This is a genomic window from Roseovarius sp. Pro17, from assembly GCF_035599575.1.
Classification (GTDB): domain Bacteria; phylum Pseudomonadota; class Alphaproteobacteria; order Rhodobacterales; family Rhodobacteraceae; genus Roseovarius.
Genome location: NZ_CP141179.1, coordinates 417,612 through 442,735, shown reverse-complemented (window position 1 = coordinate 442,735; position 25,124 = coordinate 417,612). Strand labels below are relative to the sequence as shown.

Annotated in this window: 23 protein-coding genes and 1 tRNA gene; 12 read left to right on the top strand and 12 right to left on the bottom strand. The window is 61.4% G+C overall.

The window, feature by feature from the left end:
* Positions 1-5: 5 nt before the first annotated feature.
* The 3 genes from U3654_RS02170 to U3654_RS02160 form a co-directional block, all read right to left on the bottom strand.
* Entirely contained in the window at positions 6-827 is an 822-nt protein-coding gene (locus tag U3654_RS02170; RefSeq protein ID WP_324753721.1) for a C40 family peptidase, read from the bottom strand.
* Positions 824-2,227 carry a leucyl aminopeptidase family protein gene (locus U3654_RS02165; RefSeq protein ID WP_324753720.1) on the bottom strand — a complete coding sequence of 468 codons (1,404 nt, stop codon included), beginning with the start codon at positions 2,225-2,227 and terminating at the stop codon, positions 824-826. The genes U3654_RS02170 and U3654_RS02165 overlap by 4 nt, the downstream gene beginning before the upstream one ends.
* Before the next feature lie 96 nt (positions 2,228-2,323).
* Entirely contained in the window at positions 2,324-2,689 is a 366-nt protein-coding gene (locus U3654_RS02160; RefSeq protein ID WP_324753718.1) for a hypothetical protein, read from the bottom strand.
* Positions 2,690-2,877: 188 nt separating this feature from the next.
* On the opposite strand from U3654_RS02160, the gene U3654_RS02155 reads away from it, so the two are divergent.
* Positions 2,878-3,528, top strand: a complete 651-nt coding sequence (locus tag U3654_RS02155) for a carbonic anhydrase (RefSeq protein WP_324753717.1) — start codon at positions 2,878-2,880, stop codon at positions 3,526-3,528.
* A 231-nt stretch (positions 3,529-3,759) separates the two neighbouring features.
* Here the strand turns inward: U3654_RS02155 and ribD are convergent, their stop codons facing one another.
* Positions 3,760-4,830, bottom strand: a complete 1,071-nt coding sequence (gene ribD / locus U3654_RS02150) for a bifunctional diaminohydroxyphosphoribosylaminopyrimidine deaminase/5-amino-6-(5-phosphoribosylamino)uracil reductase RibD (protein WP_324755205.1) — start codon at positions 4,828-4,830, stop codon at positions 3,760-3,762.
* Positions 4,831-4,853: 23 nt separating this feature from the next.
* Positions 4,854-5,336 (bottom strand): transcriptional regulator NrdR, encoded by a 483-nt coding sequence (gene nrdR / locus U3654_RS02145; RefSeq protein WP_324753716.1) that lies wholly within the window; start codon positions 5,334-5,336, stop codon positions 4,854-4,856.
* Between the two features lie 197 nt (positions 5,337-5,533).
* Between nrdR and U3654_RS02140 the strand changes: the two genes are divergently transcribed.
* Together U3654_RS02140 and U3654_RS02135 are read left to right on the top strand one after the other, a co-directional pair.
* Complete coding sequence (locus tag U3654_RS02140; RefSeq protein ID WP_324753715.1) at positions 5,534-6,211, top strand: SDR family oxidoreductase; 678 nt, start codon at positions 5,534-5,536, stop codon at positions 6,209-6,211.
* Positions 6,212-6,241: 30 nt separating this feature from the next.
* Positions 6,242-6,820, top strand: a complete 579-nt coding sequence (locus U3654_RS02135) for a 5-formyltetrahydrofolate cyclo-ligase (RefSeq protein WP_324753714.1) — start codon at positions 6,242-6,244, stop codon at positions 6,818-6,820.
* A gap of 23 nt (positions 6,821-6,843) precedes the next feature.
* On the opposite strand, the gene U3654_RS02130 is transcribed toward U3654_RS02135, so the two are convergent.
* The 6 genes from U3654_RS02130 to U3654_RS02105 form a co-directional block, all read right to left on the bottom strand.
* A complete protein-coding gene (locus tag U3654_RS02130; protein ID WP_324753713.1) occupies positions 6,844-7,806 on the bottom strand; it encodes an IS630 family transposase in 963 nt (320 codons plus the stop codon).
* 142 nt (positions 7,807-7,948) lie between these two features.
* Positions 7,949-8,194 carry a hypothetical protein gene (locus U3654_RS02125; RefSeq protein ID WP_324753712.1) on the bottom strand — a complete coding sequence of 82 codons (246 nt, stop codon included), beginning with the start codon at positions 8,192-8,194 and terminating at the stop codon, positions 7,949-7,951.
* A 114-nt stretch (positions 8,195-8,308) separates the two neighbouring features.
* The gene (gene rpoD / locus U3654_RS02120) at positions 8,309-10,291 is read right to left on the bottom strand and encodes an RNA polymerase sigma factor RpoD (RefSeq protein ID WP_324753711.1); all 1,983 of its coding nucleotides are present in this window, start codon (positions 10,289-10,291) and stop codon (positions 8,309-8,311) included.
* Between the two features lie 128 nt (positions 10,292-10,419).
* Positions 10,420-12,384: a DNA primase gene (gene dnaG, locus U3654_RS02115; protein WP_324753710.1), complete on the bottom strand. Its 1,965-nt coding sequence runs from the start codon at positions 12,382-12,384 to the stop codon at positions 10,420-10,422.
* A gap of 164 nt (positions 12,385-12,548) precedes the next feature.
* The gene (locus U3654_RS02110; RefSeq protein WP_324753709.1) at positions 12,549-12,848 is read right to left on the bottom strand and encodes a DNA primase; all 300 of its coding nucleotides are present in this window, start codon (positions 12,846-12,848) and stop codon (positions 12,549-12,551) included.
* Between the two features lie 211 nt (positions 12,849-13,059).
* Positions 13,060-14,490 carry a Glu/Leu/Phe/Val dehydrogenase gene (locus U3654_RS02105; RefSeq protein WP_324753708.1) on the bottom strand — a complete coding sequence of 477 codons (1,431 nt, stop codon included), beginning with the start codon at positions 14,488-14,490 and terminating at the stop codon, positions 13,060-13,062.
* A gap of 323 nt (positions 14,491-14,813) precedes the next feature.
* On the opposite strand from U3654_RS02105, the gene U3654_RS02100 reads away from it, so the two are divergent.
* The 3 genes from U3654_RS02100 to U3654_RS02090 are packed head-to-tail and all read left to right on the top strand — an operon-like array spanning position 14,814 to position 17,693.
* Positions 14,814-16,544, top strand: coding sequence for a TadE/TadG family type IV pilus assembly protein (locus tag U3654_RS02100; RefSeq protein WP_324753707.1), 1,731 nt, complete (start codon positions 14,814-14,816; stop codon positions 16,542-16,544).
* Positions 16,541-17,128 carry a pilus assembly protein gene (locus U3654_RS02095; protein WP_324753706.1) on the top strand — a complete coding sequence of 196 codons (588 nt, stop codon included), beginning with the start codon at positions 16,541-16,543 and terminating at the stop codon, positions 17,126-17,128. The genes U3654_RS02100 and U3654_RS02095 overlap by 4 nt, the downstream gene beginning before the upstream one ends.
* A 1-nt stretch (position 17,129) precedes the next feature.
* Positions 17,130-17,693: a pilus assembly protein gene (locus tag U3654_RS02090; RefSeq protein WP_324753705.1), complete on the top strand. Its 564-nt coding sequence runs from the start codon at positions 17,130-17,132 to the stop codon at positions 17,691-17,693.
* 18 nt (positions 17,694-17,711) lie between these two features.
* Here U3654_RS02090 and U3654_RS02085 read toward each other — a convergent pair whose 3' ends face one another.
* Positions 17,712-18,656 carry an NAD(P)-dependent oxidoreductase gene (locus U3654_RS02085; RefSeq protein WP_324753704.1) on the bottom strand — a complete coding sequence of 315 codons (945 nt, stop codon included), beginning with the start codon at positions 18,654-18,656 and terminating at the stop codon, positions 17,712-17,714.
* Between the two features lie 142 nt (positions 18,657-18,798).
* Here U3654_RS02085 and U3654_RS02080 point away from each other — a divergent pair, with 142 nt between their 5' ends.
* From U3654_RS02080 to U3654_RS02055, 6 genes are all read left to right on the top strand, one after another.
* Positions 18,799-19,116 (top strand): hypothetical protein, encoded by a 318-nt coding sequence (locus U3654_RS02080; protein WP_324753703.1) that lies wholly within the window; start codon positions 18,799-18,801, stop codon positions 19,114-19,116.
* A 75-nt stretch (positions 19,117-19,191) separates the two neighbouring features.
* Positions 19,192-20,478 carry a homoserine dehydrogenase gene (locus tag U3654_RS02075; protein WP_324753702.1) on the top strand — a complete coding sequence of 429 codons (1,287 nt, stop codon included), beginning with the start codon at positions 19,192-19,194 and terminating at the stop codon, positions 20,476-20,478.
* Positions 20,479-20,564: 86 nt separating this feature from the next.
* Entirely contained in the window at positions 20,565-21,530 is a 966-nt protein-coding gene (glpX, locus tag U3654_RS02070) for a class II fructose-bisphosphatase (RefSeq protein ID WP_324753701.1), read from the top strand.
* 115 nt (positions 21,531-21,645) lie between these two features.
* Positions 21,646-22,920, top strand: a complete 1,275-nt coding sequence (locus U3654_RS02065) for an NAD(P)/FAD-dependent oxidoreductase (protein ID WP_324753700.1) — start codon at positions 21,646-21,648, stop codon at positions 22,918-22,920.
* 107 nt (positions 22,921-23,027) lie between these two features.
* A complete protein-coding gene (gene recJ, locus U3654_RS02060) occupies positions 23,028-24,770 on the top strand; it encodes a single-stranded-DNA-specific exonuclease RecJ (RefSeq protein WP_324753699.1) in 1,743 nt (580 codons plus the stop codon).
* A gap of 116 nt (positions 24,771-24,886) precedes the next feature.
* Positions 24,887-24,961 (top strand) — tRNA-Glu (locus U3654_RS02055).
* Positions 24,962-25,124: the final 163 nt, after the last annotated feature.

Genomic DNA, 25,124 nt, shown 5'->3' with positions numbered 1-25,124 from the left:
TGAACTTAAAGACGTTTTCTTACTGTAACGGCGCCGGCACCGTCTGCCTCGATACGGGCAATTGCGCACTCCAACCCCTCGATCGAAACGGCCATCGCATGAGCATTGGCATGGAGAACATGCGCGCCATCCAGCACCCATGCGACATGACCCCGCCAGAAGATCAGATCGCCACGCTGCACCGCTTCGTCGTCCCTCAACGGGTGGCCCAGCGCGGCCTCTTGCAGGTCACTGTCGCCGGGGCAGTCTATACCGCAGGCACGGCAGCCAGCCTGCACAAGGCCCGAACAATCGATCCCAAAGGCTGAGTTGCCGCCCCAGAGATAAGGCGTGCCGAGATACGTTTGCGCGACGGTGATCGGATCGGCCTGCGTCATCGGCAACGCCGTGAGATGCTGCACAGGAATATGGCCCAGCGGCGTTTCGGCCCAAGCACCCTCCTGCGCCGTAACCGCAACGCGCGACAGGTGGCTGAGCGTGGCGCGCTCTGGCGATTTGAGGTCGGACGCGCTGTAGGCATGGGTGGCGCGCGCGCTGACCCAATGGGTGGGCGCGAGGGTGTCGGCGAGCGCCGCCTCGGGCAGGTAGCCGACATAGCCGTCCTCGCCCTGCACAAAAGCATGGCCCGCGTGAACTTCAAAACAGGTGACCGGAGCACCCATCAGCCACTGGCGCGTCCGCGCGCCACCCGGCAAGAGCGACAGGTCGGCCACGGGCACCGCGACCCGCCGTGCCACCCCGGCAGTGAATTTGGCGCTCTGCACCTGCCCGCGCAGTGATTGGTGGGCAATGCGCGCATTGGCGGGTGTCTGGCGTGGATCGCTCACAGATCCAGCGCCTCAGGCAACGCGGCCAGCAGGGCGCGCGCGCCCATGCCAACGCCGCCCTTGGGCCGGGCGGGCGCGGCGGTGGGGTTCCAGCCGTAGATGTCGAAATGAGCATAGCGCGCATCGCCTGCAAAGCGCCTGAGGAAAAGCGCGGCTGTGATCGAACCTGCAAAACCGCCCTTGGGTGCGTTGTCGAGGTCAGCGATTCCCGGCTCAATCATCGTCTCGTAGGGTGCGTGAAACGGCATCCGCCAAACCGGATCAGAAGCCTCAATCGCGCCCGCTTCGATCGCTTGGGCCAAAGTGGGATCATCGACATAGTAAGGGGCGAGGTCCGGCCCCACCGCCACGCGCGCGGCGCCAGTCAGCGTGGCCATCGAGATCATCAGATCGGGCGCGCCCTCGGCCCCCAATGCCAACGCGTCGGCCAGAACGAGCCGGCCCTCAGCGTCAGTATTGTTGATCTCGATCGTCTTGCCGTCGCGCGCTGTCAGGATATCGCCGGGCCGCATAGCATTGGCGCTGACCGCGTTTTCCACCGCCGGAATCAGCACGCGCAAACGAATTGGCAGATCCAGTGCCATGATCATATGCGCAAGACCCAGCACGGTGGCCGCGCCGCCCATGTCCTTTTTCATTAGGCCCATGCTGGCGCCGGGCTTGAGGTTCAGACCGCCAGTGTCAAAGCACACCCCCTTGCCCACCAGCGTCAGCGTGGGCCCGTCCGCGCCCCAGTTCATTTCGATCAGCCGCGGGGCGCGGTCCGACGCGCGCCCAACCGCGTGGATTAGCGGCAAGTTTTCCGCCAGCAGATCGTCGCCCCGTGTCACGTTGATTTCTGCATCAAAACGGGCGGCGAGGTCTGCACAGGCCGCCTCAAGTGCGTCAGGCCCCATGTCATTCGCCGGCGTGTTGATCAAATCGCGGGTCAGTGCCTCACCCTCGGCGATCACTTCCAATCGGGCGGCATCGACATTGCCAGGCGCGACTAACTGCGCGGTAGCGCCGCTCTGATCATGGTAGCGGTCAAAGGCGTAACCAGCCAGCAGCCAACCCAGCGCCTCTTCTTGGGCGCGGGCCGGGTCCAGCCCCTTGAGCCGATAGGTGCCTTCGGGCAGGGCAGAAGCAACTGCTGCCAGATGAAAGCGCGCGCGCGCGCGCGTGGCAATAGTACCATAGCCAGCAAGGGCCATCGCAGGCGCGCCATTCGCGCCCGGCACCAACAAATTGGCACCCAGCGCAGCCTTGAATCCGCTGGCGTGGACCCAGGTACGCGCCGCATCGTCCTGCCCTTTTAGCCAGTCGTCTAGCTGATCCGCCTCGATCACATGAAGCGGGATCGCTGCATCTGTTTCGGTGGCGAAGGCAAGGCGGCGTTTAGCGGGCTGTGTGGGCGTCATGTAGGGGCGACCTTTCTAGTCGGAGCATGGGTAGCCCTATCTGGGCCTCGCCAATATCGCGCCCAGCCTAATCGCCCTGCCAGCGCCCGCAAGCCATCAAATCGACAGGTCCTGCATCTCCCACACCTCGCTAAGGCTGGAATCGCCAATGCGCAACAGGCGTGACAGCGTCGCCGCGATAGCGACCACATCGTTGTTGTCAGCCGATATGGCCACGTCACCTGCCACGCGCGCCAGCGCCTGCATCCCGATCTGATCGGCAATTGCGACAAGGCTGCGCGCCGATTTTCGCATGTCGGCCAGTCGGCCTTCGCGGTGGCACCGCTCGGTATGCGACAGCCGCACGGCGAGTTCCTCCAGCGCGCGGCACACGACGTCCTCGGCCCCAGCCTCGCCCAACTGCGCATACAACTCTTCCAGACGGTCCGGATTAAGTCGCACCACCTCTTTTTGTTTCAGCATTGTTACCTGTTCCACGGTCTCACCCCGAATTCCTGCATTCCGCCCGGCCCGCCCCACAGCGCGCCCGGCAAGGGCAACCTGCCTGTCAGACCTTCCCAAAAGGTTTCCCGCCACGTGTTTTATCGCTCGAATTCGACGCGAATACGGTTTATCCCGTCCAGTAACATCTTCGCCGAAAGGACCGGAAATTGCTGCAAGCCCGCCCCCTGCCGCCCTATCTGATCCAGCGTTATCACGGCTGGAAAGCGACCACATACACCGAAAACGAAAGCTGGTACCGCACTCTGGCCCAAGAGGGGCAGCACCCGCGCGCGATGATGATCTCGTGCTGCGACAGCCGTGTTCATGTCACATCCATCTTCGGCGCGGATCAGGGCGAGTTCTTTATTCACCGCAACATCGCCAACCTCGTGCCAGCCTACACGACCGACGGCGGACAGCACGGCACCTCGGCAACGATCGAATATGCCGTCTGCGTTTTGAAGGTGGCGCATGTGATTGTCATGGGCCACTCTAACTGCGGCGGCATTAAGGGCTGCGACGAGATGTGCTCGGGGAACTCTCCGGCGCTGGACGAGCCGAACAGCTTTGTTGGCCGCTGGATCGACATTCTACGTCCCGGCTACGACCGTGTCGCGGATATTGTCGACGACGAAGAGCGCACCCGCGCGCTGGAGAAGGAGGCGGTTCTGATCTCCCTCGACAATCTAACCACATTTCCCTTTGTCGCCGAGTCTATGGAAAAGGGCCTGCTAACGTTGCACGGCCTGTGGATGGATATTGGCGAGGGGCGCGTCGAGCAATATAGCGCCGCAAACAAGACCTTTGCCCCGATCTGACGCCCGCTGTCACGACGCGATGTCTGAGAAATTGCGGCGCATGGCAATGACGCCCGTCCCACAGCCAATCCAGGTATCCGCTACCGATCCCTTGCTGTGACCTGTCCGCCGGACACCCGACACTGCATGAATCGCTGCATTGCATCGGTGGCGACTCAGCGCGCTTGTGCCAACGCCGCTGACGCGCCCGGCTTTCATCATTCTAAAAATAATCAAAGTCCGGCGATTGCCTTAGGTTCGGTGCCAAAGTGACAGCACATCACTGCCCACCGCGCGCACATCCTCCAGCGCAAAGCGGGGGACCTTCGCCAGCTCACTAATCCCCAGCGCGCTCACTGCCGCGCGTCCGTCGCCGCCCAGCGCCAGCCCGGCGGTAAATCCCGCCAGCCGGTCCACCAGATCCGCACGCAAAAGCGACGCCGCCAAAGCGCCACCGCCTTCGCAGAAAACGCGCGTTAACCCCGCAGCACCCAGAACCTGCATCGCGGCGCTCATGTCCAACCCATCCACGCCCTCGGCGCAGGCCAGTGTCCGCGCCCCAAGGTCTTGCCACGCGGCGATCGCATTGGCCTTGGCGCCGGGGCCGTGAAGCAGCCATAGTGGCACCTCCAGCGCGCTGGACGCGAGACGTGAAGCTTGAGGTAAATCCAGCGTTCTCGCCACAACCACGCGCACCGGCTGGCGCAACGCACCCATGCCGCGCACGGTCAGCATCGGATCGTCCGCGCGCGCCGTGCCCGCGCCGATCATCACCGCATCATGTCGCGCACGCATCGCGTGAACGCCGCGCCGAGCCTCTGGACCAGTGATCCAACGAGACTGGCCGCTCGCCGTGGCAATGCGCCCGTCAAAGGACGTGGCAAGTTTTAGCAGGACTTCGGGTCGACCGCGTGTGATGCGACTAAAGAACCCGGCAAGATCGCGCGCGCCCTCGGCCTGCATCACGCCAGTCTGCATCTCAATGCCCGCTGCGCTCAATATCGCACGCCCTCGTCCAGCCACTCGCGGGTCGGGATCATCGCAGGCGATGACCACCCGCGCCACGCCCGCCGCCACCAGCGCCTCTGCGCAAGGGGGTGTGTGCCCGTGATGCGCGCAAGGCTCCAGCGTGACGTAGGCCGTGGCACCCCGCGCAGTCGCACCGGCCTGCGCCAGCGCCTGCGTTTCCGCATGAGGCCGCCCGCCCGGCTGTGTCCAACCGCGCCCGACCACCCGCGCGCCCTGAACGATCACACAACCAACAGCCGGGTTCGGCCAAGTGTGGCCTTGCCCGCGTCGACCCAGCGCCAGCGCGGTGCGCATGTGGCGCATGTCGGCAGCAGCGCTCACTCCTCGGGCTTCTCGGCCCCGGTCAGGGTTTCGGGACGCAGCTCGCTTACGAACTTGTCGAAATCATCTGCCGCTTGGAAGTTCTTGTAAACACTGGCAAAACGCACATAGGCGACGGTGTCGATCCTCGCGAGGCTTTCCATCACGATCTCGCCGACGGTCTTGGACGGGATGTCGGTATCGCCCATGCTTTCCAGCCTGCGCACGATACCAGAAATCATCTGCTCGACGCGCTCAGGCTCAACGGGGCGTTTCTGCAAGGCGATTCGGATGGACCGCTCCAGCTTGTCCCGGTCGAAATTCTCGCGGCGACCGTTTGTCTTGACCACGACCAAATCGCGCAATTGCACCCGCTCGTAAGTGGTAAATCGCCCTCCGCAGGCCGGACAGAACCGACGTCGCCGGATCGACACGTGCTCCTCGGCGGGGCGTGAATCTTTGACCTGTGTTTCAATATTTCCGCAAAACGGGCAGCGCATCGGCGTGTCCCTTTCTCTTCTCTGCCTCTCGGGATTGGGTCTGTCGCCCAATTATCCACAGGCACTATAGGTCAGCCGCAAGGTTTTGGGTAGAGGCGAAATCGCACCCCCAGATGCAGATGGCCAGATGCTGATGATGGACCTTTCGCGCTGCGCCGCGCGTTGGGCAGATGAAATATATTCAAAGGAGTTTCATCGTGGCCGACAAAGTTCTGTTCATCACCGGCGCATCATCAGGTATCGGCGCGGAAACGGCGCGCAAGGCCGCCAAGGCCGGATGGCGCGTCGCCCTCTTTGCCCGCAGCAAGGACAAGCTCAGCGCGCTGGCGGATGAGATCGGCCAAGACCGCGCGCTGGCCATTCCCGGCGACGTGACTGACCTTGCCTCGATTCAGACGGCCATCGGTCAGACAACCAAGGAGTTCGGTCAGATCGACGCGGTTTTTGCTAATGCCGGCACGGGACTGGACACCCCCGGCATCGAAAATGGCGACCCGGTGGAATGGCGCCAGATGATCGACATCAACATCATGGGAGTGCTTTTGACCCTAAAGGCCGCCTACGACGAACTGAAGAAAACCAAAGGTCACTTCGTGCTGACCGGCTCAGCCGCCGGACGCGTGCATATCCCGGGGTCGATCTATGGGGCATCGAAGTGGTTTGTTCACGGCCTAGCCGGAAACATGGCGCAGGACATGCGCGAATGGGGCGGGCGCTGCACGGTGATCGCGCCGGGCATGGTCGATACCCCCTTTTTCGATCAACCGAAACCTGACAAGCTGAAGCCCCAAGATGTGGCAAATGCGGTGGTCTACGCATTGGATCAGCCCCGCCACGCAAACGTGCAAGAGATCGCCCTGATGCCGAACGGCTGACCCGGTGCCCAATACACAAGGACCCATAGGATGCTGACCCAGCCCACTGATCTTGCCGAATGGCGCAAGGCCCGCCGCGCCGAGCTGATCGAAGCGCGTCAGGCCATCCCCGTCGCCGACCGCCAAGCCGCCGATACTCAGCTGGCCGAGAAGCTGGATGCTACGTTGGGCGACGTGTCGGGGCGCACCATATCGCTCTATTGGCCCTTTCGCGGCGAACCTGATCTGCGTCAGTGGGCCGCTGCCTGCCGTTCCAAGGGCGCTGCGCTGGCGCTGCCGGTGGTCGTCGCCAAGGCGACGCCGCTGGAGTTCCGGCTGTGGGAGGAAGGCGCGAAGCTGGAGCGGGGTGTCTGGAACATTCCCATCCCCTCAGACACCGCAAAGGTTGTTGCGCCCGACATCGTGCTGGCGCCTGTTGTCGGGCTGGATCAACAGAATTTTCGACTGGGATATGGTGGAGGTTTCTTTGATCGCACACTGGCAGCGCTCAGAGAGCGTGGGCACAAGCCGAGGGTGATCGGCGTGGGCTATGCTCAGCAACGGATGGAAACCATCTATCCGCATGAATTCGACATTCCGATGGATGACGTAGCCATCGTGGAGATTTAGACGGGTTTTAAACCATCGAGCCTTTAATTTGAACCATATCCGGCCTCACAGAAGTAGTTCCAGCATTCCTGTGGTGTAAACAGATCGCAGATTTTAGCGAGGGCATTGAACATTTGGTCGAAGATGCTGGCTCCGATCCGTCGCAAATGGGCCTTCAGTTTCGAGAAGGCCATTTCGATCGGGTTGAGATCGGGCGAGTACGGCGGCAGGTATAGGAACCAGCAGCCTTGCGTCTTGAGCGCGGTGGCAGCGTCTTTGTTGCGATGCGTTGCGAGGTTGTCGCAGATGACGACGGTCTCAGGTTGCAGATCCGGCGCAAGAACGTCCCGGATGTATGCAGCGAAGGCATCTCCATCCATTGCCCCTTTGATCACCCACGGCGCGATCAGACCGTCATGGGTCAGACCCGCAATGAACGTTTGCGTGCCCCATGCGCCGAAGGGCGCGCTCATTTCCAGGCACTGGCCGCGCAAGCTACGTCCCCGTAGCCGGGTCAGGTTGGTTTTGACCGACGTTTCGTCAATAAATACGAGACGATCTGGATGCGACTGCATTTTGGAGATGCTGTGACGGAGCCAGTCCTGCCGAAGATGCTTCACACGCGCCCGAAGGCGCTCGGCAGCGACCAATGACTTTTTTTGTACGTGTATCCAAGCTTGCGCATGAATCGCCCGATGGATGCGGCATGGGCAACAGCCCCGGTCGCCGCTTCCAAGGCCCCGGCCAGTTCCGGCAAGGTGATGTCGCCGTCCTGCGGCCACCAACTCTTCCAGAAATGCCCGATGGGCTGCGAGTTTGCCATGACCCGGGGGGGCCCGCCCCTGAAGGTCTGGCGCGACCGACTCTGTCACGCGCAGCTTGCGCTGCCAGCGCACGCCCGTGGCTGCGGACAACTTCAATCGAGCGGCGGCGGCGCGGCCGCTTAAACCCTCGTCAATATATTCTCGAGACAGCGCCCGAAGCGCAGATGGCAGTCCTGCAGACATGAGACATCCTCCTGAAAAAGGAGGAATCACAGATCAGGCAGCTTGGGAATTCCCTGATTCAGGTTTCAAGCCCACCGCTTTAATCGCCGATGCGCTAGTAGTGCCGAAGTCCTAGCTTTGAGCACCGATTACCGTATCACTTTTACGCTTCCACAACGCAAACTGACCGTGGCAAGTCGTCGTCCTTCATGAAGGACGGCAGCGTCCAGCCCCCATCAGTTACGACTGGCGTTTGACGAAGTTCCCGCAGGGTTTGCTGACACTTTGCCAGCTGTTCTTCCGACACTCTGATTTCAAAGGTCTGCGTCGACTCGGCCGTGTTGTCGAAGGTCGTTGCCAGTCCCGCAACAGGTACGCAAAGGGCGGCGATGACGATAAAGCGTTTCATTGTGTTTTCCTTCCATCTGAAAAGACAACACATTAGCTGGCAATAAGTTCACGGCGGATAACCGCCGACGCGGAAAATTCTTAAAATTCTCCGCGTCAGAGAGGAGAAGCGTCCTTATTGATCCAGGAACGACCGCAATTTGCGCGAGCGGCTAGGATGCTTGAGCTTGCGCAGCGCCTTCGCCTCGATCTGGCGGATACGCTCGCGGGTCACTGAAAACTGCTGGCCGACTTCCTCCAGCGTGTGATCGGTGTTCATGCCAATGCCAAAACGCATCCGCAGAACCCGTTCTTCGCGCGGTGTCAGCGACGACAGGACGCGCGTCGTCGTTTCCTTGAGGTTGTCCTGAATAGCAGAATCCAGCGGCAGGACGGCGTTCTTGTCCTCGATGAAATCACCCAGTTGGCTGTCTTCTTCGTCGCCGATGGGTGTCTCAAGGCTGATCGGCTCCTTGGCGATCTTCATCACCTTGCGGACCTTTTCCAGCGGCATCTGCAGCTTTTCTGCCAGTTCTTCTGGGGTTGGCTCGCGCCCAATCTCGTGCAGCATCTGGCGGCCGGTGCGCACCAGTTTGTTGATCGTTTCGATCATGTGCACGGGGATGCGGATGGTGCGGGCCTGATCGGCGATGCTGCGCGTAATCGCTTGGCGAATCCACCAAGTCGCGTAAGTCGAGAATTTGTACCCGCGGCGATACTCGAACTTGTCGACGGCCTTCATCAGACCGATGTTACCTTCCTGGATCAGGTCCAGGAATTGCAGGCCGCGATTGGTATATTTCTTGGCAATGGAAATCACCAGACGCAGGTTCGCCTCGACCATTTCCTTTTTCGCCAGCCGCGCTTCCTGCTCGCCCTTTTGAACCTGCCCGACGATACGGCGGAATTCCGAGATATCCAGCCCGACATACTGACCCACTTGGGCCATATCGGCGCGCAGTTCGGTCACCTTTTCGTTCGAGCGCTCCAGTAGCATTTGCCAGCCGCGACCGGGCTTTTGCGCCATGTCGTCCAACCAAGTCGGGTCCAGTTCGCGACCACGATATTCGTCGATGAACTCGCGACGGTTTATACGGGCCTGATCGGCCAGCTTTACCATCGCGCCGTCGATCATCATGATGCGCTGGTTGATGCCATATAGCTGGTCGATCAGCGCCTCGATGCGGTTGTTGTGCAGATGCAACGAATTGACCAGCACGACGATCTCGCTACGCAGAACCTGATAGACATCCTCCTGCTTGGACGAGAACGTGCCGTCCTCGTTCAGGGTGGCCGAAATCCGGCTGTCCTGCATTTCTGCCAGCTTGAGATAATCGTCGGCGATGTGATCCAGCGTCTCCAGCACCGAAGGCTTGAGAGCAGCCTCCATCGCGGCCAGGCTCATGTTGGCCTGCTCATCCTCGTCATCATCGTCGTCGTCAGCGGTCTCGATAGGATTCCCGTCGGCGTCCAACTCAGCGCTTTCCTCCTTGGTAGAGGATGGCGCGCCGGCGACATTGGCGGCCTCGACGACGGTCTCGCCCTCGCCTTCCAACTGGTTGCCGAACGTCGTCTCAAGGTCGATGACATCGCGCAGTAAAATATCCTCAGTGACCAGTTCGTCCCGCCAGATCGTGATGGCCTGAAAGGTCAGCGGGCTTTCGCATAGGCCCGCGATCATGGTGTTGCGACCGGCCTCGATCCGCTTGGCAATGGCGATTTCGCCTTCGCGCGACAGCAGCTCGACACTGCCCATCTCGCGCAGGTACATGCGCACCGGATCGTCCGTGCGATCCAGCTTTTCTTCCTTGCCCGAGCCGAGCGTGATTTCGCCTCTGCGACCGACCTCAGCGACGGCAGTGCCACGCTGCTCTTCGTCCTCAGCTTCGTCGTTCTCGATGATATTGATGCCCATTTCGGACAACATCGACATCACATCCTCGATCTGCTCCGAGCTGACCTGATCGGGCGGCAGCACCTTGTTAAGCTGATCGTAAGTGATGAATCCCTTCTCACGCGCATCGCCGATCATCTTCTTGATCGCCGCCTGACTCATGTCCAGGGACATTTCTGCGTCCTGATCGTCGGGCTTCCGGTCGTCGGTGTCCTTGGCGGCCATATAGGTCTCCTGAGTGGCGGGCGCGCGATTCGTACAGCGCGCATAGCGATTCGCGAATCACCCCTACGCGGAAGTGATTCGCAACCTGTTTACCGTGTTTTCCTTACCTTAACCTCACCAAAATCCATTCATCGGCGAGGTTTCGAAAATGTAATCTTATCCAGCCGGGCCTGAAACTCCTCGCGTTCGCCGCGATTGAGTCGCGCGCCGTTGTCGGCCAGATCGTATTCGGCACGGTCCTCATACTCGCTGCGCACGGCCTTGTTGCGTGCCTCCGCGGCCTGTCCCAGACGCCATGTCATTGCTTCGTCGGCGACCCCCATCATGTCCTCGGATGCATCGACTATCTCGGCCTGAAGGCCGCGCGTGGCAGCAATCTTGGCCAGCTCCTCGGCCACCGTCATTTGCGCAAGCGCAGCGTTTCCCGGGCTGCGCACAGGTGGCGTGAGTGCGACATGGGGAAGCGTCAGCAACTTTTCAAGAGCGTCTGCGCCCATTGCAGCGCCGATCGCGTCGGCCAAAGGCTGTGGGCCTTGGTCGGCGTGGTGCACAATCAAATCACGCAGTTGCGCGTGCTGCGGATCAAAACAATCAAGCCGCTCCAGCGCGACCTCGAATTCATTAAGTATGTCAGGGGTCGAGATACAGGCGGCGAGGATCACTGCCTCGCGCATATGGTCATGCTGGCGCGGATCGGACCGTGCGAGAGGCGAGGATTTTGTGCTCGCGCGCGCCAAAAGATCAGGCTTGGTCCAGCGCCCTTGCCCCCGATTGCCTTGACTTCCGGTCTGGCGTGATGCCGCTTTGCGACCAGAGAACAGTTGCCAGCGCAGGTCCTTTATCGCCTGACCGTAATGCGCCCGAATTGACTTGTCGCGGATCAGCCCGATCGCCGCGCGCAAGGATTTGTCAAGCGCGGCGCGCCGCTCGGGGCTGTCAAAGTCGCGGCCCTCAGTTTCGCGCTGCCATAAAAGGCTCACCATAGGCTGCGCTGTCTCGAGCAGGGCCTGAACCGCCCCAGCGCCCTGTGTACGCAGGATGTCATCAGGGTCTTGCCCCTCGGGCATGAGGGCAAATCGCAGGCTTTTGCCCGCCTCGAGCAGCGGCAGCGCCAAATCAATTACTCGCTGCGCTGCCGCCAGCCCCGCGCGGTCACCGTCCAGCGCCATGATCGGCTCGTCCGCCGCGCGCCACATCAGCGCCAGCTGCGCTTCGGTCACTGCCGTGCCCAGCGGCGCGACCGCCGCACCAAACCCCGCCTGCGCCAACGCGATCACGTCCATGTAGCCCTCGGCCACGATCAGCGGCTGCCCCTTGCCCGCCGCCTCGCGCGCGGGGCCATAATTGTAAAGCGTGCGGGACTTATCAAACAGCTCAGTCTCGGGCGAATTGAGATATTTAGCGCTGTCATTAGGGTCCATCGCCCGTCCGCCAAAGGCGATGACTCGCCCGCGCGCGTCGTGAATCGGGAACATGATCCTGCCGCGGAACACATCATATGGCGTGCCGCCCTTCTGTGAGGGGCGGGCAAGACCACAACCCATGATCAGGTCAGGCTCGACATTCTTGCCGGTCAGATGATCCCACAAATCCTGCCACGCCTGAGGCGCAAAGCCGATGCCAAAGCGTTCCTGCGTCGCATCGTCAAGGCCGCGACCAACCAGATAATCGCGCGCCTCGGCCCCTGCGGTGGTTTTCAACATCAGGCGAAAATGCTGCTGCGCCTGCTCCATGACACCCGCCAATTGCGTGCGGCGGTCCGCCTTGGCCTGCGCCTGAGGATCTCGCTCGGGAATTTGCATCCCGGCCTCGGAGGCAAGGATGCGGATCGCCTCCATGAACTCGACATTTTCGGTCTCGCGCACAAAGCTGATGGCATCGCCCTTGGCGTGGCAGCCAAAGCAATAATAGAATCCTTTGCGATCATCGACGTGAAAGCTGGCGGATTTTTCCTGATGGAACGGGCATGGCGCCCACATGTCGCCCTTGCCTTGGTTCGATTTGCGATTATCCCACATGACTTTTCGTCCGACCACTTGGGTCAGGGACGTGCGTGTACGCAACTCATCGAGGAAACCGGGGGGCAAGGACATGAACGCAATATGGGGCGAGTCGCGCGCCGCGCCAAGGGCTTCTGCAACAGTGTCCGGGTCATGCGGGCCGCACTGCGATTCCGAGCGCTTACAGTAGTTCCTGCGGCAGTTGTCTCACGGGGCATCGTGCCAAAGCTGGCACTGCCCTAAAAATGCGATAGCGGCTACCTGATTTGAGCGAGGCAAGCGTCGTTATAGGCGGCGACCGCCTCATTCGTCAGTTGGTCCTGTGGTAAAGTATAAACCCAGTCGACCAACGGGCCCACAGCGGCGATGTATTTGGCGTCCACATCACCCGCTAACAGAGCCTTGAGAGCCTGAGCTTGCGTCGTACCCTTCGCTCGCGTAGCCACGGCTTCGGCCACAATCGCCGTCGTTGCGGCACATCCTCGGTCGCGGGCGTCATCAGCCAGCACGGGCGCAGCCAACGAGAGAAAAAGAGCGAGAAGGGCGAAACGGGTCATGTGTATCCTTCCTTTCAACTACGGGACGGTAAACAGGCCCGCCTCAAGTGGCTCACACAGACCAACGTCCCCGCAACAGTTCCGGTTGCACTGAATCAGTGCATCCGGAAATGAAGGGCGCCGCCGAGCGCGCAAGAAGCGCGGAAAACTCTTCTTTCCCGCCCCGGAGTTTCATAGAAATTCCGGCTGCTGCCCGGCGGCAGCGCCCGGCCTAGAGGCCGAGAGCGCGATAGCTGTCAGCCACCTTGCCAATTGACACGAGGTAGGCCGCCGTACGCAGGTCGGTTATGTCATCGCGACCGTGCCAGACCTCGCGCATTGACTGGTAAGCGGCGCGCATCGTGTCGTCGAGGCCCGAGCGCACCAGTTCGAGTTCACCCGCGCCGCGCAGATAGCGTTGCTTAAAGTCGGGACTGAGGGTCCAGCCAAGTTCCTTGTCACTGCTCAGGCGCTCCAGTTCGTCGACGACCAGCTGGTGGCGCGACTCCTCTTGCCTGCGGCCCATCCGACCGAAACGGATGTGGCTGAGGTTCTTGACCCACTCGAAGTAGGACACCGTGACGCCACCCGCGTTCGCGAACATGTCGGGAATGATAACGATGCCCTTTTCACGCAGGATCTGATCGGCACCGGCGGTCACAGGGCCGTTCGCCGCCTCGATGACCAGCGAGGCAGAGATGTTCGCAGCGTTTGAGATATTGATCACACCCTCCATGGCGGCGGGGATCAGAATATCGCACTCCTTCTCCAGCACCTTGGCGCCATCGGCCACATGCTCGGCGTCCGGATAGCCCGTAACGCCGCCATGCTTGCCGATCCAGTTGCGCACATCCTCAATGTGGAGCCCCTTGTCCGAGATCAGCGCACCGTCATGTTCAACGATGGCGGTCACGATGCAACCGTCCTCTTCGGATAGGAACTTGGCGGCGTGATAGCCCACATTGCCGAGGCCTTGGATGACCACACGCTTGCCGTCCAGTGAGCCCGAGAGATTCGCGACTTTCACGTCCTCGGGGTGGCGAAAGAACTCTTGCAGCGCGTATTGTACGCCGCGCCCTGTCGCCTCTGTCCGGCCCTGAATGCCGCCAGCGTTGATCGGCTTGCCAGTGACGCAGGCGCGCCCATTGATGTCGGTCGTATGCATGCGTTTGTACTGGTCGGCTATCCACGCCATCTCACGCTCGCCGGTGCCCATGTCGGGGGCCGGGACGTTCTGACTGGGATGGATAAGGTCGCGCTTGATCAGTTCATAGGCAAAGCGGCGCGTGATGCGCTCCAGCTCATATTCGTCCCACTCGCGCGGGTCGATGCGCAAACCGCCTTTCGCGCCTCCGAACGGTGCCTCGACCAGCGCACATTTATAGGTCATCAGCGCGGCCAGCGCCTCGACCTCGTCCTGATTGACGCCCATGGCATAGCGAATACCGCCCTTGACCGGCTCCATATGTTCGGAGTGGACGCTGCGATAGCCAGTAAATGTATGGATCTGCCCACGCAGGCGCACGCCAAAGCGTACAGTATAGGTCGCGTTGCAAACGCGTATCTTTTCCTCAAGACCCGGTTCTAAATCCATCAGCGCGACTGCGCGGTTGAACATCAGGTCCACTGAGTCGCGGAAACTCGGTTCTTTGGCGGGTGTCATCCCAGTCCTCCTTGGTGCGCCGCAGAAAACCCGGCTGCCCCTTGTTTATGATGCATTTTGCAAACGTATCGTTAATGCCTGTACCTTTTTTGTCCAGCCAAGCCTTGGTACCGCGCCGCATGGATGCGGGGTGCAGTCCACTAGGTGCCAAGGCGGAAACACTGACATCAAGACGTTAAGATTGTTCACAAGAAACCGCATTTACTTCATATTTGCACTATCTCTGGCCCTATTTCGGCCACACTGATGAGCGATCAATCTTGCGACGAATTCCGAGTCGACAACGCCGCCCAGCGGCATCGCGAGGTAACACAGTGACACGTATGAGTTCCAAGATCCGCAAGGCCCGAGCCGTCTTTTTGGCATCACGGGCGCGCCGTTTAAGCACCGATGAGGACGGCGCAGTCGTCGTGTTCACGTTGTTCACCTTGATCATGATGCTGATCGCCGGCGGCCTCGCCATCGATTTGATGCGCCACGAAATGGAGCGCGCACGTCTACAAAACACTTTGGACAGCGCCGTGCTGGCCGCCGCGGGGGCCCCATTCGGATCCAGCCCCAAGGACATCGTGATAGATTACATGGCCAAGGCCGAAATGTCGTCCTATCTCAACGAAATCAAGGACTCCGACGTAGTGCAGACGCTGAACACCAGCAAGCTTAGTGCCAGTGCCAAGATGACGATGGACACTCACCTGATGCGACTGGTTGGCGTCGACCAGCTGAGCGCCCCCGCCGCCTCAAGCGCAGAGCGGCGCGTGCCGAAACTGGAAGTCGCCATGGTGCTGGACGTGTCCGGCTCAATGGGCTCGAACAGCAAGCTGGTCAATCTTAAGAAGGCAGGCAAGAAATTTGTCACGACGATCCTGAACAGTGCGACCCTCGGTGACGCGGTTATCTCAGTTGTGCCGTTCAGCTGGGACGTGTCGCCCGGCGAGAATATCATTGAGTCTCTCGACGTGGATATCCGCCACGATTACTCGACTTGTTTGCAATTCACGAACGATGATTTCAACAGCCCGGCGATCGACCCCGCAGAAGAGCAGATACAGCTGATTTACACCTCGGAATATGACTACGGCATTGACAACCTCAACGATGTGTACCGCACCTGCTATAACGAGCCGAACGCGGAAATCCTGCCGTATTCAATCAGCGAAACCGATCTGCACACCAAGATTGATTCGATGGTCGCCAAGGGCAATACGTCGGGCAACATGGGCATGAAATGGGGCGCCGCCCTGCTGGACCCCAAGTTCGAGGATATCAAAATCGCCCTTAACAACAAAACAGACGACGGCACCCCCAGTGGCACTAAGCTGGTAGATGATCGCGTTGGCAAGGTGCCCGCCGCCTACAACGAATCCGAGACGCTGAAGGTCATCGTCATGATGGGCGACGGTCAGAACACCTACTCAAACCAGTTTCCCCTAGTCAGCGACTTTCGCGGTGCGGATTCCTTCCTGCACTACGTCGAATGGGAAGAACTCCAGTTCGACTATGCCTACCACAAATACAAATCGAACAAGCGTAAGAACGACGAGTCTTATTGCAGCAAGAAGAAGTGGGAATGCGAGTACAAGTCGGTCAGCCATTCCTCTTATTTTCTCTTCGATCCCGACGACAATAAGTACAAGAACCTAAATACCGGCGATCGCTTGCAGAGCTGGGAGTTCGACGATCTGCTCACTTCGGACGGGTTCGTGTCGCACGACCATCTTACTTGGGAAAAGGCGTGGGGCAAGATGAGCCCGGACTTCATGGACAAGGAAAATGGCTACAGAGTCGCCGAAATTGAGTTCGAGAGTTCCACGAACCGCGTCCAAGGCTCGGAGAAGGACGCGCAGATGGGAAGTATCTGCACGGCCATCAAAAATCAGGGCGTCGTGGTCTACACCATCGGTTTTGAGGTGTCCAAAGGCGGTACAGCCGAAACTGAGCTGAAGAAATGTGCGACCTCCGAAGCACACTACTATCGCGCGCAAGGCATCGACATCACGGATGCTTTCAACTCGATCGCGTCTAACGTGGTCAACCTGAGGCTGACACAATGATGGATCTTATTCACAGAACCCGCCGCGCCCTAGCCCGACTGACGCACCGCGAAGATGGCAATGCCTCGGTCGAATTCATGGTCATCATGCCGCTCTACATGGCATTGCTGATCATGTCGCTGGAGCTAAGCTTTATCACTCTGCGCCACACGATGCTTGAGCGCGGCCTCGACATTGCGGTGCGCGACATCCGCCTCGGCACCGGTAAGTTCACGCCAACGCCAGGGAATGACGACGACGGCACCGCAACGCAGGCGTATCATGACACGATCAAAAAACGCATCTGCGATGAGGCCTACGTCATCAATGACTGCGAGAACAACCTCAAGCTTGAGATGATACGTAGCGACATGCGCAACCTCACCACCCTCGGCGGTCAGGTAGAGTGCACCGACAAGGAAGAGGAAGGCGCCGCTACCTTCAACTTCACCCCCGGACAGCAGAACGACCTGATGTTCCTGCGGGCCTGCGCCAAATACGATCCGATCTTTCCGACGTGGCAGTTAGCGCGCGCGCTGGAAAAGGATGCCAGCGGTCAGATCGCCATCGTTTCGATGTCCGCCTTTGTGATGGAGCCCTTGTAAGATGACATATTTTCTTCCGAAATCCTGGCTTTCCAAGTTCCGCAACGACGAGCGTGGCTCGGTCGCGCTTGAGGCAATGCTCACCCTGCCGCTGCTCATCTGGGCCGTTGGCGCAACCTACGAACTCTTTGAGGTGCAGCGCTATAGCAGCGCTCGCGATAAGGCGAGTTACACCGTCGCCGACATGATCTCACGCGAGATGATAGCGATCACACCGATCTACATGAACAACGCCAAGACCGTCTTTGATACCATCTCCAACGACGATGGCGAGAATTCGCTGCGCGTATCGGTCATAAAATACGACGTGGATGAGGACGAGTATTTCGTAAAGTGGAGCGAAGTGCGCGGCCCATCCCTGTTGATCGCGCTGACGACTGCGGATGTGAAGACGGCCCATGATACACTACCCATAATGGGCGACGGCGAAGAGCTTATCATCGTCGACAGCCTCGGGGATTATTCGCCCATGTTCGACGTGGGGATAAGCAAGGGCTTGCAGATTGCGACCCATGTCTTCACCAGCCCGCGCTTTGCGCCGCAGATCAACTGGGACGATAGCTAAGGGTCACCACCGCGCCTCTCAGCGGCGCGGTGCGATCTCGGCGCCGCGCGCCTCAGGCTCGTCGTCGACCAGCTCGGACGGAAATCCGGGTGCGGTGACACTAAGCCCCGTCGCCTCCTCCAGCCGCTCAATGATCTGGTCTGACTGGGCGCGCGTGCCATAGCGCCGTTGGCCGTCCGTCATGATGTCGATCACCAGTGGCGATATCTCTAGCGGCACGTCGTGCGCCTCGGCCAGCGCCTGAAAAAGACCGATATCCTTCTGGACGAGATCCATTGAGAAATTCACATTGCGCGCGCCCGACAGGATCAGCTGGCTCTCGGTCTCATGCACGAATGAATTGCCGGACGAGATCGCAATGGCGTCATATGCCGTGCCAAGGTCCACGCCCGCCGCCTTCATTACCGTCAACGCTTCGCACAGCGTCAGCAGGTTGGCTGTTGCCAGGTAGTTGGTCATCACCTTCAACACCGAAGCGCTGCCCAGATCACCGGTATGCAGCACCCGGCGGCCCATGATGGTCAGTAGCGGCAGGATACGCTCGAACGTGGCGTGCTCGCAGCCCGCATAAATGCTGATATTGCCGGTATCCGCGCGGTGACAACCGCCGGAAACGGGGCAATCCGCCGCTGTTGCACCCGCCTGGATCATCAACGCGCCAAGGCGGCGGACCTCGCCCGCGTCGGTGGTCGACATCTCGATCCACGTCTTGCCAGGCCCCGCGTGAGGCAGCATCGCGCGCAGCACCGCGTCGCTGGCCGTTGGGCTAGGTAGACAGGTTATGACCGAGTCGCAGCGTTGCATCATCGCCTCGGGGCTGTCACCCGCCTCAGCCCCGCGCGCCGCGAAATCGGCGACGAGGTCGGCGTCCAGATCATGCACCATCAGATCGACGCCGTTCCTCAGCAGACTGCCCGCCAGCTTGCCGCCGACATTTCCCAGCCCGATAAAACCCGTTTTCATAATACTCTCCCGCTTGGTTCAGATGCCAACGTGACAGCCGCAAGCGGCGCCGTCGCACATGTTTGCGACATTCACTCCGCCGCCTTGACACTGCTGTGACTTGCCCCGCGCGCCACAAGAGTGGCATGAAGGGCGCAACCCGATGGAACAGCAGATGGCCTTTATGCGAACCGCCCTTGCCCTGATCGCCGCGCTCGGCCTTGGTGCCGCGCTAAGCGGCTGCACGCCGTTTCCCCAACTGGACAAGAACGCCAGCAAAGCGGCGCTTGCCCAGCCCTACCCCGATCTCGTGCCGCTGGATAGTTTGCAAGCGCGGCTAAACACGACCGGCGTTGCACCGGAAACCGCACCCACCATCGAGGCGCGTATTGCCCGGCTCAAGGCACGCGCAGCCGGCCTGCGCGGCACCGTGATCGACTCGCAGACCCGCGAGCGGATGAAGGCGGGCGTGCGACAGTAAGGAAACCCGCGTTGCACGCCTTCGCCTTTGCCTGTAGATCGCGCGGCAGACATCATTACACCCGGAGATTTCGCCATGACAGACCCCCTGCGCCTCGGTATCGCCGGATTGGGCACTGTTGGCACCGGCGTGGTGCGCATCATTCGCCAAAAGGCAAACCTGCTGGCTGAACGTGCCGGACGTCCTGTGCAGATCACCGCCGTCTCGGCCCGCTCGCGCGGTAAGGAACGCGGCGTGAACCTGAGCGATTACGCGTGGGAGGACGATCCCGTCGCATTGGCGCAGCGCGATGACGTCGACGTCTTTGTTGAGCTGATGGGCGGCCATGATGGCCCCGCCAAACACGCAACCGAAGCCGCCATAGCGGCGGGCAAGGACGTGGTGACGGCAAACAAGGCGCTGCTGGCGCATCACGGCCATGCGCTGGCGCTGGCGGCTGAGGACGCTGGCCGCGTCATCCGCTTTGAGGCCGCCGTGGCAGGCGGCATCCCAGTGGTCAAGGCCCTGACCGAAGGGTTGGCGGGGAATGATATGACCCGCGTCATGGGCGTGATGAACGGCACCTGCAACTATATCCTGACGCGGATGCAATCTGCGGGCCTGCCCTACGATGAGGTCTTTCAGGAGGCATCCGACCTCGGCTATCTCGAGGCCGATCCGCAGTTGGACGTGGGCGGCATTGATGCTGCGCACAAGCTGGCTTTGCTGTCGGCCATCGCCTTTGGCACGCAAGTTGATTTCGGCTCGGTCGATATAGAGGGTATCGGCGCGATCACCATTGAGGACATCAACCACGCCGCCGACATGGGCTTTCGCATCAAGTTACTGGGCGTCGCCCAAATGACCGGACGCGGGCTGGAGCAGCGCATGACGCCCTGCCTCGTTCCCGCCAGCAGCCCGCTGGGGCAACTGGAGGGCGGCACCAACATGGTCGTGCTTGAGGGTGACAATGTCGAGCAGATCGTGCTGCGCGGTCCCGGCGCGGGCATGGGCCCCACCGCAAGCGCCGTGATGGGCGACGTCATGGATATCGCCCGCGGCTTTCGCATACCCGTCTTTGGCCGCCCCGCCGCCTCGCTTGAGCGCTCGAAACCTGCCGCCGCCGGCACGCCTGCGCCCTACTACCTGCGCATGTCGCTAGAGGACAAGCCGGGCGCGCTGGCCAAGGTGGCGACCGCGCTGGGTGAGGCTGGAATATCCATCGACCGAATGCGCCAGTATGACCATGCAGGCCCCGACGCGCCGGTGCTGATCGTCACGCACAAGGCCGGGCGCGACGATCTCGCGCGCGCTTTGGACGTGATCCCGCGTCTTGGCGTCGTAACCGGCGCGCCCATCGCGCTGAGGATCGAGAACGTCTAAAGGACCATCCATTCGTGCCACTTGTGCGGCTAACGGGCCGCCGATACACCTGAACCCCTGTCCATTTCCGCTCAAAGGATATTGCCATGACCGACCCCGCAGATTTCAACGACCGTATGCTGTCGCTCGGGCTGGCCCGCGTCTCGGAAGCTGCCGCACTGGCCTGCGCCGACCTGATCGGGCGCGGCGATGAAAAGGCCGCCGACCAGATGGCCGTCAACGCCATGCGCGAGCAGCTGAACAAACTGGCGATCAAAGGCGTCGTCGTCATTGGTGAGGGCGAGCGCGACGAGGCGCCGATGCTGTTCATCGGCGAAGAGGTCGGCACTGGCGACGGACCCGGCGTCGATATCGCGCTGGATCCGCTGGAGGGGACCACTCTGACCGCCAAGGCGATGCCCAACGCGCTGACCGTGATCTCGATGGCACCGCGGGGCAGCCTGCTGCACGCGCCCGACGTCTATATGGAAAAGCTGGCCATCGGGCCGGGGTATGAAAAGGACGTGGTGTCGCTTGCCATGTCCCCGCGCGAGCGGGTCGAGGCACTGGCCAAGGCGAAGGGCTGCAAGCCATCCGAAGTGACCGTCTGCATCCTTGAGCGTCCCCGCCACCAGGAAATGATCGAAGAAGTCCGCGCCACCGGCGCTGCCGTTTATCTGATCCCCGACGGCGACGTCGCGGGCGTGATCCACTGCGCCGAGGCCGAGATGACGGGCATCGACATGTATATGGGTTCAGGCGGGGCGCCCGAGGGCGTGCTGGCCGCATCGGCACTGAAATGCATGGGCGGACAGATCTGGGGCAAGCTACTGTTCCGCAACGATGACGAACGGGGGCGCGCAGCCAAGGCAGGGATCACCGATCTGGACCGCATCTATGCGCGCGACGACATGGTTACCGCCGATGTGATCTTTGCCGCGACGGGCGTCACCGACGGATCGCTTGTCAAAGGCGTCAAACGGCGGCCGGGCTATGTCGAGACGGAAACGGTGTTGATGCGCTCCAAGACCGGATCGGTGCGGCGGATGACCTACCGCAATCCGGTGGCTTGAACGAGTGGCGCCGACTGCGCCCCTCGGAAAAACCCAAGCAGTGCTTTGACAAAACATATTTCGCGCTCGTGGCCGCTTCGCCTAAAGTCTGTCTGATCAATCGAAAGGGCATGACATGGCAACGGAATCGGTGGACACGGTCGTCGTCGGCGGGGGACAGGCGGGCATCGCGATGAGCGAGCATCTGGGCAGTCACGGCATCGACCATGTCGTGCTGGAGCGTGCCCGCATTGCCGAGCGCTGGCGCTCGGAGCGGTGGGATTCGCTGGTCGCCAACGGCCCTGCGTGGCACGACCGCTTTCCCGGCCTGAAATTCGAGGACACCGATCCTGATGCCTTCGCCCCGAAGGAACGCGTGGCAGACTATTTCGTGGAATACGCAGACAAGATCGACGCGCCGGTGCGTACCGGCGTCGAGGTAAAGCGGGTGACGTCATTGAAGGGTCGCCCCGGCTTTCTGGTAGAAACCTCTGAGGGCGATATCGAGGCGCGCAACGTTGTCGCCGCGACCGGCCCGTTTCAAAAACCGGTAATCCCCGACGTCGTGCCCGCGGATGAGCCGGTCATGCAGATGCATTCCAACAAATATCGCAACCCCGATCAGTTACCCGAGGGCGCAGTGCTGGTCGTCGGCGCAGGCGCATCCGGTGCCCAAATCGCCGCCGAACTGATGCGCAGTGGCCGCCGCGTCTATCTGTCCGCGGGGCCCCATGACCGCCCCCCACGCAGCTATCGCGGGCGCGATTTCTGCTGGTGGCTGGGCGTTCTGGGCAAGTGGGACATCGCCGCGCCCACCCCCGGCACCGAACATGTGACTATTGCCGTCAGCGGCGCGAATGGCGGCGAGACGGTCGATTTCCGGCGCATGGCTGCTGAGGGCATGACCCTGCTTGGCCGCACCGAGAGCTACGAAAACGGCAAGCTGCATTTCGCTGCTGGCCTGACCGAGGCTATTCGTCATGGCGATGCGAATTTCCTGTCCGTGCTGGACGAGGCCGACGCCTATGCCGAGCGCAACGGCCTGAACCTGCCCGAAGAACCAGAGGCGCGCCAATTCCTCCCTGATCCTGATGAGGTGCATAACCCGATACGTGATCTGGATCTGGCCGACTCTGGCATCACGTCCATCATCTGGGCGACAGGATATGCGCTGGATTACAGCTGGCTTCAGGTGAACGCCTTTGACGAAATGGGCAAACCTGCGCACCAACGCGGCGTATCGACCGAACCGGGCGTCTATTTTCTAGGGTTGCCCTGGCAATCACGGCGGGGCTCGTCCTTTATCTGGGGCGTATGGCATGATGCGAAACATGTCGCGGATTCCATCGCGACGCAGCGCAGCTACAAAGACTATCACGCCGAAATGAGCGCGCGCACGGCAGCCGAGTAGATATCGGGCCTGAGCTGGCGGGGCGCGCAATTCTTCGGGACATCCGTGCGCGCATTGGATAAGCCGCAGAACATGAGTATTTTGGGAACAATGAAAGCCGGACGCGCGTGACGGCGTTTCTGGACGTCGAGGCATCGCTGGGCGGGCGGCGGTGGGTCGGCCCAACCCCGCTGCTGGATCGCGCCGCCGAGGCGATGGCGCAGGCGACCGGCCTGCCGCTGCCTGTTTCAATGGCTCTGGCGCGGCGCGGCGTGGAACCACAGGATGCCGAAGCGTATCTGGCCCCCCAATTGCGCGACCTACTGCCCAACCCCCGCTCGCTGCTGGACATGGAAAAGGCGGCGGCACGGTTTCTGGCCGCAGTCGAGGCGCGTCAGCGCATCGCAATTTTTGCGGATTACGACGTGGATGGCGGCACCAGCGCGGCGCTGCTTATCGACTGGCTGCGCCAGATGGGGGTGGCCGCGACCCTCTATGTGCCGGACCGCATTGACGAGGGTTATGGCCCTAATGATGAGGCGATGGCGGCACTGGCGCGCGATCACGATTTGATCGTTTGCGTCGATTGCGGCACGCTTAGTCATGGTCCAGTTGCCGCTGCCAAAGAGGCTGACGTTGTCATTCTCGACCACCATTTGGGGGCTGAAACCTTGCCCGCTGCGCTGGCCGTGGTAAATCCAAACCGGCAAGACGAGTCGGGCGATCTGGCGCATTTGTGCGCTGCCGCCGTTGTTTTCCTGATGCTGGTCGAGGCGGGGCGCCAGCTGCGCGAGGCGGGCCGCAAGGGGCCGGACCTGATGGCGATGCTGGATCTGGTCGCTTTGGCGACGGTGGCTGACGTGGCGCCGCTGATCGGCGTCAACCGGGCTTTCGTTCGGCAGGGCCTGCGCGTCATGGCCCGACGCGAGCGGGTCGGTCTGGTCGCGCTTGCTGATGTGGCGCGCATGGACAGCGCGCCCAGTCCCTATCACCTGGGGTTTCTCATGGGACCGCGCGTCAACGCGGGTGGGCGCGTCGGGCGCGCCGATCTGGGCGCGCGGCTTTTGGCCTGCGACAACCAGCACGAGGCGCAGGCTATGGCCGAACGGCTCGACCAGCTGAACACCGAGCGGCGCGAGATCGAGGCAGGTGTACAAGCCGCAGCCATGGCGCAGGCCGAGGCGCGCGGGTTGGACGCGCCGCTGGTCTGGGCCGCAAGCGAGGGTTGGCATCCCGGTGTCGTGGGCATCGTGGCAAGCCGCCTCAAAGAGGCGGCGAACCGGCCCTCGATCGTGATCGGCTTTGACGGCGATATCGGCAAGGGATCGGGCCGCTCCGTTTCAGGTGTCGATCTGGGCGCTGCGATCCAGCGCCTTACCGCCGAAGGTCTGCTGATGAAGGGCGGAGGGCACAAGATGGCGGCGGGTCTGACCGTCGCGCGCGATCAGCTGGAGCCTGCCATGGCACGGCTGAGCGAGCTGTTGACCAAGCAGGGCGCCGGGACAGGCGGCGCTGCTGACCTAGCGCTGGACGGGCTGCTAATGCCCGGCGCTGCAACGCCCGCGCTGATTGAAGCGCTGGATGCCGCCGGGCCATATGGCGCCGGCTCGCCCGCCCCCCGTCACGTCTTTGCCCAGATGCAGATCACTTTTGCCAAACGTGTGGGTGAACGCCACCTCAAGATCCGCTTTGGCGATGGCACCGGTCCGCAGTTGGACGCCATCGCCTTCGGCGCGTTCGACGGGCCTATCGGCCCCGCGCTTGAGGGGCATGGTGGCGCGCGGTTTCATCTGGCCGGCCGACTGGAATTGAACGTCTGGCGCGGCCGTCAAACGGTGCAGCTGCGCCTTGAGGACGCCGCTCGCGCCTGAGCGCCCGGACACCACGCCGAAACCATCCAAAGATTTCGGTATAGTGGCGCGATTAGATGTAGAAACCCCCTTGCGCAGGCGGGCAGATTTGCCTAGGAACCGCTCACACAGCGCGTGGCCCGTTCGTCTATCGGTTAGGACGCCAGGTTTTCAACCTGGAAAGAGGGGTTCGATTCCCCTACGGGCTGCCACCTTATCCTACACACATCGAATTTTCGATCTGCTTCCGCGCAGGCCGCAAGAGTGGGGCGAAGCTGCGTCTCTTGTCATGGCGCGCCAGCGGCCCCTCAAAGTCTGCGTGATCGACATTGCGACACCAACATCTTCTGCATATCCGCTAGATCAAGATCCGCC